The 11,743-nt window shown below is 60.0% G+C and carries 12 protein-coding genes and 1 pseudogene; 5 read left to right on the top strand and 8 right to left on the bottom strand.

Annotated features, from left to right (window positions below):
- Nucleotides 1–205: 205 nt before the first annotated feature.
- The 6 genes from QYQ99_RS16385 to QYQ99_RS16360 form a co-directional block, all read right to left on the bottom strand.
- On the bottom strand, nucleotides 206–1,204 hold the full coding sequence (locus QYQ99_RS16385) for a tripartite tricarboxylate transporter substrate binding protein (RefSeq protein WP_302089143.1): 999 nt from the start codon (nucleotides 1,202–1,204) through the stop codon (nucleotides 206–208).
- A 102-nt stretch (nucleotides 1,205–1,306) separates the two neighbouring features.
- Complete coding sequence (nadC, locus tag QYQ99_RS16380) at nucleotides 1,307–2,176, bottom strand: carboxylating nicotinate-nucleotide diphosphorylase (RefSeq protein WP_302089142.1); 870 nt, start codon at nucleotides 2,174–2,176, stop codon at nucleotides 1,307–1,309.
- A 150-nt stretch (nucleotides 2,177–2,326) separates the two neighbouring features.
- Nucleotides 2,327–3,265: an NUDIX hydrolase gene (locus tag QYQ99_RS16375; RefSeq protein WP_302089141.1), complete on the bottom strand. Its 939-nt coding sequence runs from the start codon at nucleotides 3,263–3,265 to the stop codon at nucleotides 2,327–2,329.
- A gap of 46 nt (nucleotides 3,266–3,311) precedes the next feature.
- Entirely contained in the window at nucleotides 3,312–4,700 is a 1,389-nt protein-coding gene (locus QYQ99_RS16370) for a sensor domain-containing diguanylate cyclase (protein WP_302089140.1), read from the bottom strand.
- Nucleotides 4,701–5,348: 648 nt separating this feature from the next.
- Complete coding sequence (locus tag QYQ99_RS16365; RefSeq protein ID WP_437439043.1) at nucleotides 5,349–5,816, bottom strand: DUF3455 domain-containing protein; 468 nt, start codon at nucleotides 5,814–5,816, stop codon at nucleotides 5,349–5,351.
- A gap of 156 nt (nucleotides 5,817–5,972) precedes the next feature.
- Entirely contained in the window at nucleotides 5,973–6,566 is a 594-nt protein-coding gene (locus tag QYQ99_RS16360; protein WP_302089138.1) for a ferritin-like domain-containing protein, read from the bottom strand.
- Here QYQ99_RS16360 and QYQ99_RS16355 point away from each other — a divergent pair.
- From QYQ99_RS16355 to QYQ99_RS16340, 4 genes and pseudogenes are all read left to right on the top strand, one after another.
- Nucleotides 6,565–6,807 carry a hypothetical protein gene (locus QYQ99_RS16355; RefSeq protein ID WP_302089137.1) on the top strand — a complete coding sequence of 81 codons (243 nt, stop codon included), beginning with the start codon at nucleotides 6,565–6,567 and terminating at the stop codon, nucleotides 6,805–6,807. The two genes, QYQ99_RS16360 and QYQ99_RS16355, sit on opposite strands and share 2 nt — an antisense overlap.
- Entirely contained in the window at nucleotides 6,804–7,379 is a 576-nt protein-coding gene (locus QYQ99_RS16350; protein WP_302089136.1) for an RNA polymerase sigma factor, read from the top strand. Before QYQ99_RS16355 ends, QYQ99_RS16350 begins: the two co-directional genes overlap by 4 nt.
- An 18-nt stretch (nucleotides 7,380–7,397) precedes the next feature.
- On the top strand, nucleotides 7,398–8,201 hold the full coding sequence (locus tag QYQ99_RS16345; protein WP_302089135.1) for an anti-sigma factor: 804 nt from the start codon (nucleotides 7,398–7,400) through the stop codon (nucleotides 8,199–8,201).
- A gap of 258 nt (nucleotides 8,202–8,459) precedes the next feature.
- Nucleotides 8,460–9,101: pseudogene (locus QYQ99_RS16340) on the top strand (GGDEF domain-containing protein); the annotation flags it as partial.
- Here QYQ99_RS16340 and QYQ99_RS16335 read toward each other — a convergent pair.
- Nucleotides 9,094–9,357, bottom strand: coding sequence for a hypothetical protein (locus QYQ99_RS16335; RefSeq protein WP_302089134.1), 264 nt, complete (start codon nucleotides 9,355–9,357; stop codon nucleotides 9,094–9,096). The pseudogene QYQ99_RS16340 and the gene QYQ99_RS16335 overlap by 8 nt on opposite strands.
- Nucleotides 9,358–9,545: 188 nt before the next feature.
- Between QYQ99_RS16335 and QYQ99_RS16330 the strand changes: the two genes are divergently transcribed.
- Nucleotides 9,546–9,914 (top strand): DUF1428 domain-containing protein, encoded by a 369-nt coding sequence (locus QYQ99_RS16330; protein WP_003071059.1) that lies wholly within the window; start codon nucleotides 9,546–9,548, stop codon nucleotides 9,912–9,914.
- Nucleotides 9,915–10,577: 663 nt separating this feature from the next.
- Here QYQ99_RS16330 and ychF read toward each other — a convergent pair.
- Nucleotides 10,578–11,675: a redox-regulated ATPase YchF gene (ychF, locus tag QYQ99_RS16325; protein ID WP_302089133.1), complete on the bottom strand. Its 1,098-nt coding sequence runs from the start codon at nucleotides 11,673–11,675 to the stop codon at nucleotides 10,578–10,580.
- Between the last annotated feature and the right edge of the window lie 68 nt (nucleotides 11,676–11,743).

The following is an 11,743-nucleotide window of genomic DNA, read 5'->3' as shown; positions in this document are numbered from 1 at the left end:
GGGTCTGTTGCCCTGATCACTGCCTTTGATTATCAAACCCGCCAGTCGGCAAAGCGAGCCTGCCTTGGGAAGAGAGGCTTGGCTTTTGGTTGATCCCAGCTATACCTTCGTATAGCGAACTCGTCATATGCCTGAAACAGAACAGGCCACCTTTGCAGGTGGCCCGTCACGTACATTGCGTCTGGCGTCGGCCGCCGGCCTGCACTCAATCGACCGTGAGCCCGAGCTGCGCGGTCACGGCCGCATAGCGCGCTATGTCGGCTGCGATGAGCTTGCCGAACTGGGCGGCAGACTCCCCGGCCGGCGTATAGCCCTGCTCGCGCAGCGCCCGCTGCATCTCGGGCTCGGCCAGGATCTGCGTCAGCACCTGGTGCAGACGGGCGATCACGGGCTGCGGCGTGGCGGCCGGCGCCAGCAGGCCATGCCACTGCTCGACGGCAAAACCGGCCAGACCCTGCTCGGCCACCGTGGGGATATCGGGCAGGGATGCGACGCGGGCCGGTGCCGTGACGGCGATGGCGCGCACGCGGCCTGCAGCTATCAGGGGCGCAGCGCTGCTGGCCGTGACCACAGCCATAGGTAGCTGGGCAGCAGCCACCGCAGTGATGGCCGGGCCGCAACCCTTGTAGGGCACATGCTGGAGGCTTGCATGGGCGGCCTGGGCCAGCATCTCACCCGCCATATGCTGGGGCGTTCCGTTGCCGCAGGAGGCAAAAGGCAAGGGCTGGCCGGCGGTCGCGCCGGCCAGCGCATCGTGCAGATTGCGCACGCTGCTTTGGCTGGGCACGACCAGCACCGAGGCGATGCTGCCGGCATTGAACACGGCCTTGAAGTCCCGGCGCGGATCGAAGTCCAGATGTCGGTAGACACCGGGGTTGATGGCAAACGAGCTGTTGACCATCAGCAGCGTGGCGCCGTCGGGGGCGGCCTCGGCCACGGCGCGCGCGCCGATATTGCCGCTGGCGCCGGGCCGGTTCTCCACCACTACGGACTGGCCCAGGCGCTGCTGCATGGCCGCGCCCAGGCGACGCGCCAACAGGTCCGTGCCGCCGCCTGGCGGAAAGGTCACAACGATGGTGATGGGCTTTTCAAAACGGACTGCGGCCGTGCCCGCGCGGGCATGCCAGATCCCCGCCGCCGTCACCGCCAGCGCTGCAGCAACCAGTACCGCCCAGCTGCGGCGCTCCTTAAGCACGGCCTTCATCAATGCCCCCTAAAACAAGGGAGCGCAAGCAAGCGCCGCTGCGAAGCGAAGCTTGCCTCCTGCCATGGAGGCAAGCGCCAAAGCCGCTCGGGGGGCAGGCCATCAAGCGTCCAGACCTATATCGAGAACGCGCGCGCTGTGCGTGAGCCAGCCCACGGCGATCTGGTCCACGCCCGTGGCAGCCACGGCAGGTGCGGTTTCGGGGGTAATGCGCCCCGAGGCTTCGGTGATGGCCCGGCCCTTGCACATGCCGACCGCAGTGCGCAGATCATCCAGACCCATATTGTCCAGCAGCACCACATCCACGCCCAGTTGCAGTGCCACATCCAACTGGGCCAGCGTATCCACTTCCAGCTCGATCTTGACCATATGACCCACGCCGGCACGAGCACGCCCCACAGCCGTGGCGACATCGCCGGCCAGTGCAATGTGGTTGTCCTTGATGAGTACGGCGTCGTCCAGGCCAAAACGGTGGTTGCTGCCACCACCGACACGCACGGCGTACTTCTGCAAGGCTCGCAGGCCCGGCATGGTCTTGCGCGTGCAGGTCACTCGGGTGCCAAAGGGCTTGATGGCCTCGGCAATCGAATGCGTGGAGCTGGCCACGCCGCTGAGATGACAGAGATAGTTGAGCGCCGTACGCTCGGCCGTGAGAATGGCTCGGCTTTTGCCACGAATGCGTGCGATCTCCATGCCTGGCTGCAGCAGCGTGCCGTCTGCGCAGCGGACGTCAAATGCCATGCGAGCATCCATCAGCACAAAGGCCAGACGTGCCAGATCAAGTCCGGCCAAGATGCCATCCTGCCTGGCCACCAGGCGCAACTCGCCTACCGCATCGGCAGGAACAATGGTGTCGGTGGTCAAGTCTGCGGCGCGTCCCAGATCTTCCAGCAAGGCCATGCGTACCAGCGGCTCCAGCATTACATCGGGCAGGGCGGGAACGGGCAAGGCTGCAGTTTTATTAATGCTCATTTTGAGTATTTGTAGTTCAATAAAAAACGCAAAGACTTCCAGATCGCTTTCAGGCCTTACGCAAACCGACTTATGCTAAGTCTGAGCATTATCTAAGTCAAGCCACTCCCGCAGTGAAAACAGTCCTCCATCCGAAGACTGGCTCAGGGGCTAATGACTTCTTGCCAGCGGCAGCTTGTTGCCAGCAATGGCGCGCTCAAGCATGACATTGCGTCGGAAGCGGAACAGCTTGGCCGGGCGACCCGCACCTACGGCCGTCATCTGGCCGGTTTCCTCAACCAGGGCCTGCTGCTCTATCAGGCGCCGGAAGTTCTGCTTGTGCAAGCCGCGCCCCGCCAATGCCTCCACCGTCTGTTGCAACTGCAGCAGCGAGAATTCCTCGGGCATCAGTTCAAACACCACGGGCCGATATTTGATCTTGGCGCGCAAACGGGCCATACCGGTCGCAAGAATGCGGCGGTGATCATTACTCATGGCGGCACCGGGCAGCAATTGGGCAGCGCGTGCTTCATCGCCCTCACCCCAGGCTTCAGGCACCACACCTGCCTCGAACAGCAGCTCGTAGCGCTGCAGAACCAACTCCTCGTTCCATTCGTGCTCATCCAGGCCAAAAGTCATTGAGGCTCTTTGCCAACGTGCGCTTCTAGCGACACTATCTGAAGCAGCTTCGCTCCAGGCATGCAGCGCCGGCGCAATGCGCTCGGCGATCACGCCGGGCATACCGTCGCGCCAGTCCTCCCAGGGAAAGTAGCGATACCAGTCCTGCCAGCCCGGCTGTGCGGCGCCGACCTCGTCCAGCTCCTGCGTCAGCGCCAGATAGCTGATGGAGATGACATGCATGCCCAGTTGCTGCGAGCGCTCCCGGTCTGCAAAGGTGTAGAGCTGCTCCACAAAGCCCAGAGGATGGTGGGTCTGTTTCTCCACCCAGGCACGCAGGCTGGCCTGCAGCGAGCGGTGGTTGCTGGTAAAAGGCCCGGCAGGCAAGGCACGCCCGGACCCGGTGGTCAGGATACGGGGCTGGCCACCCGTGACGGCAACCAGCACTGCCACCAGATCGGCCTGCACGGAATGCAGTTCGGAATTGTTCAAACCACTCAAAAGCTATGAAGACGAGGACAGGGAGGAAGAGCAAATTCTAAGGTGAGGCAGCCCCTGTCCACGGCTTATCCGGACTCTTCCCCGAAAAGGTCAAGGAATCGCCCTGCGCCAGCAGCTCGGGTGCGTGCACCAAAGGCATGTTCATCGACCCCGTGGCGATGGCCACCTGATTGCGCCCCCGATGCTTGGCCCTGTAGAGCGCCGCATCTGCGCGCTTGAGCAGATCGTCCTCGGTTTCACCCGGCTCCCAGAGCCCAACCCCCAAAGAGATGGTAAAACGCCCCACCTCAGGATCCGCGCATTCCTCCACGGCACAGCGAATGCGCTCTGCCAAGCCTGCAGCCACACCGAGGCTGGCATCCGAGAGGACGATCAGGAACTCCTCTCCGCCCCAGCGCACGGCATGGTCATAGCGACGAACCTTGCCGGAAAGCACATGTGCCACCATCTTGAGCACGCGATCTCCGGCAACATGACCAAAGCGGTCGTTGACCTGCTTGAAAAGATCGATATCGCCCAATATCACGCCATAAGGTCGCAGCTGATTCTGAGCCTGGAGCTGGTTGCGCTTGAGCTCGATCTCGCCTGCATGGCGGTTGAGCAAGCCGGTCAGCTTGTCGCGGTTTGCACGCTCACGCAACTCCATCTCTCGTTGCACCATGCGACTGATGTCTTTTGATGCCCCTACATAGTGGCTGATCTGCCCTGACTCGTCGCGCAGAGCTGCAATGCTTTGCTCGGCGTAATACACGCCGCCGCTTTTGTGACGGTTGATGAAGGTGGCGCGAAAATTGTGGCCAAGACTCAATGCTTCCTGCAACTGGGCATAGAACTCGGGCTCATGCAGGCCCGAGCGCAGCATCTCGGTGGGCTGGCCCAGCAGTTCCGCCGCGCTATAGCCCGTGAGAGCTTCAAAAGCCTGGTTGACAAAGACGATGGTGGAGTCGCGATCCGTGATCAAAATGCCGTCATTGGCCGCATTCAATGCCCTGGCGAGCAGCGCGCGCTCCTGCTCGGCCTGCACACGCTCCGAAATATCGCGCTGCACCGCCACAAAATGCCGAATGACGCCCTTGTCATCACGCACAGGGGAGATATTCCACTCCACATGGTAGGTGCTGCCGTCCTTGCGGTAGTTCACCACACTGCCCTGAAGTGGCAGGCCTTGCTCCAGGGACTCATGCAAACGCTGCAATACCAGTTGATCCGTCAGCGGCCCCTGCAACATGCGCGGCGAGTGGCCCAGAAGCTCTGCTTCGGTGTACCCGGTCATCTCGCACATGGCCGCATTGCAGTACTCGATGACAGGCCCCTCTCCATCCAACCTGGCATCGGTAATCATCACCGCGCAAAAGGACTGAGCCATGGCGATCTCCAGCAGCGGGCCGGTGATCGTTCGCTTTGTGATGGCATTGGCACGAATCATGTTTGGAACCTCGAGCGCGCTTGCAGTCGTGGAGGCTCATTATTCGTTACTTTGCGTCACTTGCGTATACCAAAAACACAGCATCTCAGCTTGTCCACGCGGAGCTGCCCGCGCCCGCTCCCCGTGCGCATCCCCATGCGCAGGGATATCGACAGCTCAGACCGTGCATACCCGATACCTGCATGACACGAATACTGAACACCGCTTCCGGATGCCATCGGATGGCAGCTGCCAGCCTCAGTCCGAGCGCAATGTGAGCACGGGGCCGCCCCTTACCAGCCGGTTTTGCATTGCCGAAGCCGCCGAGCGGCAAATCCGGAAAAGGCAGCCACCCCAGTGGCGTGCCGCAGCCATGTCCATGATTCCTGGAAGTAAACACCCATCAAAAGAAAGCACGGTGGCTGGCCTCAAGGACCAGACCGTTGTGGCGTCCGGCAGTGGCTGCGGCATGGGCCGGGGCACGCATCGTGATTGCCGAAATCGAGGCTCTGGCTACCCAGGGCGATTGAGCCACGAGGCCCATGGGCACGCTCGCGCCACCTGACCTGCGCGGGGTCGCCTTCCAAGCATAAGCACCTCGTGCACCAGGCGGAAAAAAGGCGCAACGTCCCGGCCTCTGACAGGAAAGGTGCGCCACGGGACTCTCTGTCAGGCTGCTTTCCAGAAAATATAGTCGGCCTGATACTGCACGACCTGCTTGCTGCCCAGATTCGCGGCTGCGCAGGCCATGCTCGGCGCGACGCCCCCCCTGGTTGCCACACGCTGGATATAGGTCACCCCCTGCATGGCTCCCATGCCGGTGGCAGGATTGGCCTTGACCAGTTGCACAGGGATATTGCCCGCTCCGGCAGGAGCCACGGCAAGCTGCGTGGCAGTGACCTTGGAGCCGTCGTTATTCTCCCAAGTCGCTGGCGGCCCCCAGTATTTGCCGATGACCGTACCGCTTCGCGTTTGCAGCTTGGCATCGGGGCCTACAAACACCCATTCGTGCTCGGCTGCCATGTCCTTTTTGGCCCGGCACTCATAGGTGATCTGGCCAACACCCACGGTCTCCATGGCCACTTTGTGTCCTGCGGGCACTTGCACGGAAACCGGAAGTTCTGCTTGTGAGTACATGGAGTGAGAGCCCATGGATGAGCAAGCGCTCAGGCCAAGCGCGGACAGGCACAGAGCGGTTAGCGAAAGTGTGTATCGGTGCGTCATGAGTATTCCCTCAAACAAGATAAAAAAATGCACCGGGCGAGACTGCCCGGTACCCGGGGCTTCGCTAGGTCAGCCACCAAATGACAAGGCATTGCTTGGCAAGGGGCGGCCGAGGGCCGAGATCAGGGCCGTGTAGTGCATGGTTTCATCGGCGGCCAGACGTCCTGCGACCTTGGCCAGGTCACGGTTTTCGAAAGCAGGAATGACGCCCAGGTAGGCATTGGTCGCACCAAGCTCCAGTCTTGCAGCGAGAGCCAGTACATCAGCCTGGCTTTTCAGGGTTGCTGCCTTCAGCGATTCGGCATAGGTCTGCATCGAGGCCTCGGCCACCGGTTTTCCGCCCATCTTCTGGATGGTGGCAATCAGAGCGTCACGGTGGGCCTTGTGATGGCTTTGGAACAGCAGGGCCACATCCAGCACGGGCTTTTGCAGCAGGCCGCTACCAGCACCCAGCTGGTAGGCGTTGATGGCCTCATGCTCCAGCCCCAGGGCCACATTGAGAATGGATACATCCTTGGCTGGATCATTGCCCATGCCTTGGGCCAGAGCCTCGTTGCCTGCCAACATGGCGACCGCCACCGCTGACAAAGTGCCGGTAGTACCCAGAAATCCGCGACGCGAGGCCATGGGTGAGGAATGGCCTTCAAACAGATGGATGCTCATGATGACTCCTAATTGGATGTGGGGATCTGTCGGCTATTGCGGTGTCCGACATTTGGAATACGCATCCTTTGGCGCGGTGGATTCAAGTTTTCTGAAATTTTTTTTCAGCCATTTCGCGCGTTGTCCAAATCCAGTGGCTGAGTTGCTGCGTATAGGTGATTACCAGGAACTGCAACATGCCTTGGCAGTTATCCAACAGCACAGCATGAAGCAGGTCCGACTGATCAAAATGGCTGCATGAGCGCCAAAACACCGGACCACCAACTGATGGACTTGATCGACCGCGTAGCAACCCGGGACGAGGTTGCTCTCAAGCTGCTGTACGACCAGACCGCCTCACGGCTGTATGGCCTGGCTCTGCGCATACTTGGTAATAAAGAGTGGGCAGAAGATGTGCTGCAGGAGAGCTTTCTGGGTATCTGGCGCAGTGCGCAGACCTACCGGGACTCGCTCAGCCCACCCCTGGCCTGGATGGGCATGCTGGTGCGCAGCCGGGCCCTGGACTTTTTGCGCCGGCGCAGAGCCGAGCGCCTGCATCTCAATTTACCGATTGAGGACTTTGAGGAGTTGCCCCAGGACAAGGACGCGCAAGGACCAATGCAATTGGTGGAGGCCAGTGAACAAGCTGTGGTCTTGCACCAGTGTCTGCAAAAGCTGGAGCAGCCACAGCGCCAGGTGGTAAGCCTGGCCTATCTGAATGAATTAAGTCATAGCGAACTGGCCAGCAGCCTGAAGCTGCCGCTGGGCACCGTCAAGACTTGGATGCGCCGCAGCTTGGAGCAACTGCGCAAATGCATGGCGCGCCACGTCTGAGTGCCAGGAGTCGACATCATGAATCTGACCCAAAACCCTGAATTACTTGACCGACTGGCTGCCTCCTATTCACTGGGAACTTTGCACGGAGGGGCACGCCGTCGCTTTGAGCAACTGGCACGCGAATATCCACAGGTACGGGCGGCAGCATTGCTGTGGCAAGGTCGCTGGTCGGCCTTCTCCGAGGTTCAGACTCCCATACAGCCCGATGAAGCGGTCTGGACACGCATAGTCAATGTGCTGCAAGCCGAAAATGCCAACATCAGACTGGCTCGCCAACGTGAGGCTGCTGCGTCGAAGTCGCCAGTGCGGTCACTCTCTTGGTGGCGTGGGCTGGCCATGGCAGGCGGATTGGCCACTGTGGCGGCTGTCTCGGTGGGGCTTTGGTCTCATCAGGGGCTCAAAGACGCCTCACAGCAACAACTGTCTGCGCTGCAAGCTCAGCTCCAGATGACACAGGCTGCACTGCAGTCTACGCCCCAGATTCAGTATGTGGCGGTGCTGGCCGACGGCAAGGCCGATGCATCCATGCTGGTGACGTTCGATCCTCGACATAGGCAATTGGTGTTGCAGCGTGTGAGCGGCTTTAAGGAAGCGGATAACCAGTCTTTGCAACTGTGGGCCTTGCCCCAGCAAGGCGCACCGCGCTCCTTGGGCGTCATGGGTGATGGAAAGCATGAGCAACTCACTGCGCAGGAGAGCGATGTGAACGCAATCCCGGCCCTGGCCATCAGCCTGGAGCCGAAAGGCGGCGTCCCCAGCTCAACGGGGCCGACTGGCCCGGTGCTTTTCAAGGGCGCACTCATTCGCCGAGATCTCTGATTGGCGTCTGCATGGACACTGCAGCGCACTGTGCCCGATTTGTCCTGAACCATTGAGGTGCAACAGCTGCGATCAATGGCGAGTCCTGTCGCTGCTTTGTGCTGCAAAAACGGTGTAGCAGCTTGCTCTGCCGAATGAGCGCTTTTGATTGCTTGGCAAATGCGCGACCATCTTTCAGGCCTCTCGGAGGCGCAATATAAGTTGCGGCATCGCTGTATGACCACAGTGGCGCTGTTGCATAAAACAGTTTCGTGCCAGGCTATCGGCTTGTCCTTTGCTTTCGTGACACAGCTCAAGCGACGAATACGTGCAGAGTCGGAGCCGGCATTGTTAGCTCGCACCGATGGGCCGACGGACTTGAACAACCGCCGCAGACTCGACGAAATGCTGGATCAGGAATCGCACAGGGCAAGACGAAACCATAGTATTTTTTCATTGCTATTCGTCGATATTGACAGGTTCAAGGTCTACAACGACACATACGGACACCAAGCTGGGGATGACGTCATCGCAACCATCGCCAAATACATCGGTGACAGTATTCGCAGGCCAGGAGATATCTCAGCTCGTTATGGAGGCGAGGAGTTCATCGTTGTTTTGCCGGATACATCTCTAGAGGGTGCGTCATGCATTGCGGAAGACATCCGCGCCGTCGTTTCGCAACTCTCTGTTGAGCACTGCGGAAGCGAATTCGGCTACATCACAGTCAGCATTGGTTGTGCGGCATGGGTGCCAGAACACGATGCAGATGTAGCCTCGGTGATCCGTTCGGCCGATGAGGCGCTGTACAGGGCCAAGACGACAGGTCACAACAAAGTTGTTGTATTCACCAACAGTCCGACACAGCAAGTAGCAGACTTTCGGGGCACAACGCAAAGCCATAGCCAGTCCCTCATCTGAATCCGCCATGGAAGCGGCACCAGTACTGGTGCTCGATGAACACAAGAAAGAATGACGAACAGCTTGCAATGCCGCTTACCAATGTCTGCTTGCCCTGGCAGCAGCAAAGGCCGCAACGGATCTTGCCGAAGGCCAGAAGCTGTCTGTCACAAACTTCAGCTTCTGCGCTGGTGAGCTGCACTACGATCAACACCAAAACTGCCACTACATCCCCAGCGAACCAATCGAGCGACATCGAGTTGAGGAACGGATGCATGCGCATTGGCTGCTCAGGCTCTCGGAAGCCACAGACAATGTTGAAAGGCCATGCTCAGCCTGGATTGCTGGAGCATGCTCTGCGAGCTCAAGGGGTCCAGGCTGCGTGCACTACAGCCACTGGCCCTGCGGGCATTGTGAATGCGGCGCCAGCTCCGCATCTAACGGTCAATTCAGCAGGAGGAAGAGATGTCATATATCGATGGTTTTGTGATCGCTGTCCCCACCGCCAACAAGCAGAAATTCATTGAGCACGCGCGCAAGCTCGACCCGATATTCATCGAGCTGGGCGCAATCAGGGTGATCGAGGCTTGGGGAGATGACGTCCCCGATGGCAAAGTCACCGACTTCCGCCGCTCGGTTCAGGCTACGGCCGAGGAGACGGTTGCTTTTTCATGGGTCGAATGGCCGGACAAGGCCACGCGTGACGCCGCCATGAAGAAGATGATGGAAGACCCGCGCATGGACCCATCCGCCCCCGGCAACCCGCCCATGCCCTTCGATGGCAAACGCATGATCTTTGGGGGTTTCGAACAGGTCGTCGAAGTGAAGCCTTGAGGTCTGATGTTCAGCTCATTGAGCTGTCAGGTTCAAACCCAGGCGACATCCCCCTCTCACCCAGTTGCTTGATGCAATGCAGCCTGGTCTCCGCCAAGCTGCGCCGGTGATCCCCACGCCAGCCATGGCATGGCCTGCGTCCAAAGCGCCTGCATGCGGCAGTCGTTCTCATTGCGATGCATAAAGACATCGCCTTTGCGCATCCGGGCGCTCTCTCGGGGGAAGTGATGGGTGTGGAGGGGCGATATGCAGGGGCTACGTGTCATGAGCTCCATGAACTGTGACGGTCCACCGTAACTCGTCGCAGTGGGTTGTGCCTGCAATCTCGGCAGCACAGCCGCCCCGGGGGAATTTGAGTTCAGTGGACTCAGCAAGCACAAGCAGCCAACCTCGCTGGATTGATGCGCCGCTTGCCGATACCGGCTATCGCCACCTCCGGCACAAAGGCGGCGGCTGAGCGCTGCCTCGTACTGCGTCCAGTTGGTGCTCGATAGCGGGGCTGGACTGCTGGGAGCTGTGCCCAGAGCATCCAGACCTGCCTGCTGCCGCGACACTGATTGATTCAACAATGCCGCCGCAAGCATCCGCCAGATGAGGTTCAATGACGGTAGCACCTGGGCACACATGGGCATCCATATGTGACCGGGTGCATGTCAATCGTGCTTATTTGGGAGAGAACAGGAAGTTCATCACATCGCCGTCCCTGACGATGTACTCCTTGCCTTCGGCGCGCATCTTGCCGGCATCCTTGGCACCCTGTTCGCCCTTGAAAGCGACGAAGTCTTCAAAGGCAATGGTCTGGGCACGAATGAAGCCGCGCTCGAAGTCACCGTGAATCACGCCTGCTGCCTGAGGAGCCGTAGCGCCGACACGCACCGTCCAGGCACGCACTTCCTTTTCACCGGCGGTGAAATAGGTCTGCAGGCCCAGCAGTTTGAAGCCTGCACGGATCAGGCGGTTCAGGCCAGGCTCTTCCAGGCCCAGCTCCTGCAGGAACATATCGCGGTCTTCGTCTTCCATCTCGGCCATCTCGGCCTCGATCTTGGCGCAGATGGCCACCACGGGTGCGCCCTGAGCTTCTGCATATTCCTTGAGACGATCCAGAAAAGGATTGTTTTCAAAGCCGTCTTCGGACACGTTGCCCACAAACATGGCGGGCTTGGCAGTGATCAGGCAGAAAGGCTTGAGCAGGGGCGCATCTTCCTTGGACACCGGCACCACACGGGCGGGCTTGCCTTCATTCAGGGCTGCTTGAATGGGCGTCAGCAGCGCCACCAGCTTGGCAGCTTCCTTGTCGTTACCGGACTTGGCAGCCTTGCTGTAGCGGTTCACCGCCTTTTCCACCGTGGCCAGGTCGGCCAGGCACAACTCGGTCTGGATGACTTCGATGTCGGAAATCGGGTCCACCTTGCCCGCCACGTGGATCACGTTGGGATCTTCAAAGCAGCGCACCACGTTGACGATGGCATCGGTTTCGCGGATATGGGCCAGGAACTGGTTGCCCAGTCCTTCGCCCTTGGAAGCACCAGCCACCAGGCCGGCGATGTCCACGAACTCCACAATCGCGGGAACAATACGCTCGGGCTTGACGATCTCGGAGAGCTGATCCAGACGTGGATCGGGCACTTCCACCACGCCGGTGTTGGGCTCGATCGTGCAGAAGGGATAGTTTTCGGCGGCGATGCCGGCCTTGGTCAGGGCGTTGAAAAGAGTGGACTTGCCCACGTTGGGCAGGCCCACGATGCCGCATTTGAGGCTCATGGAAATTCCTTATGTATCAATGCACTATCGAGCACCACACCCATGTGGCGGAAGTGCCCGATCCGCAT

It is taken from the genome of Comamonas testosteroni, from assembly GCF_030505195.1.
Lineage (GTDB): Bacteria > Pseudomonadota > Gammaproteobacteria > Burkholderiales > Burkholderiaceae_C > Comamonas > Comamonas testosteroni_G.
Note: the sequence above shows the minus strand (reverse complement) of the source record. Positions and strands in the feature narration are given on the sequence as shown.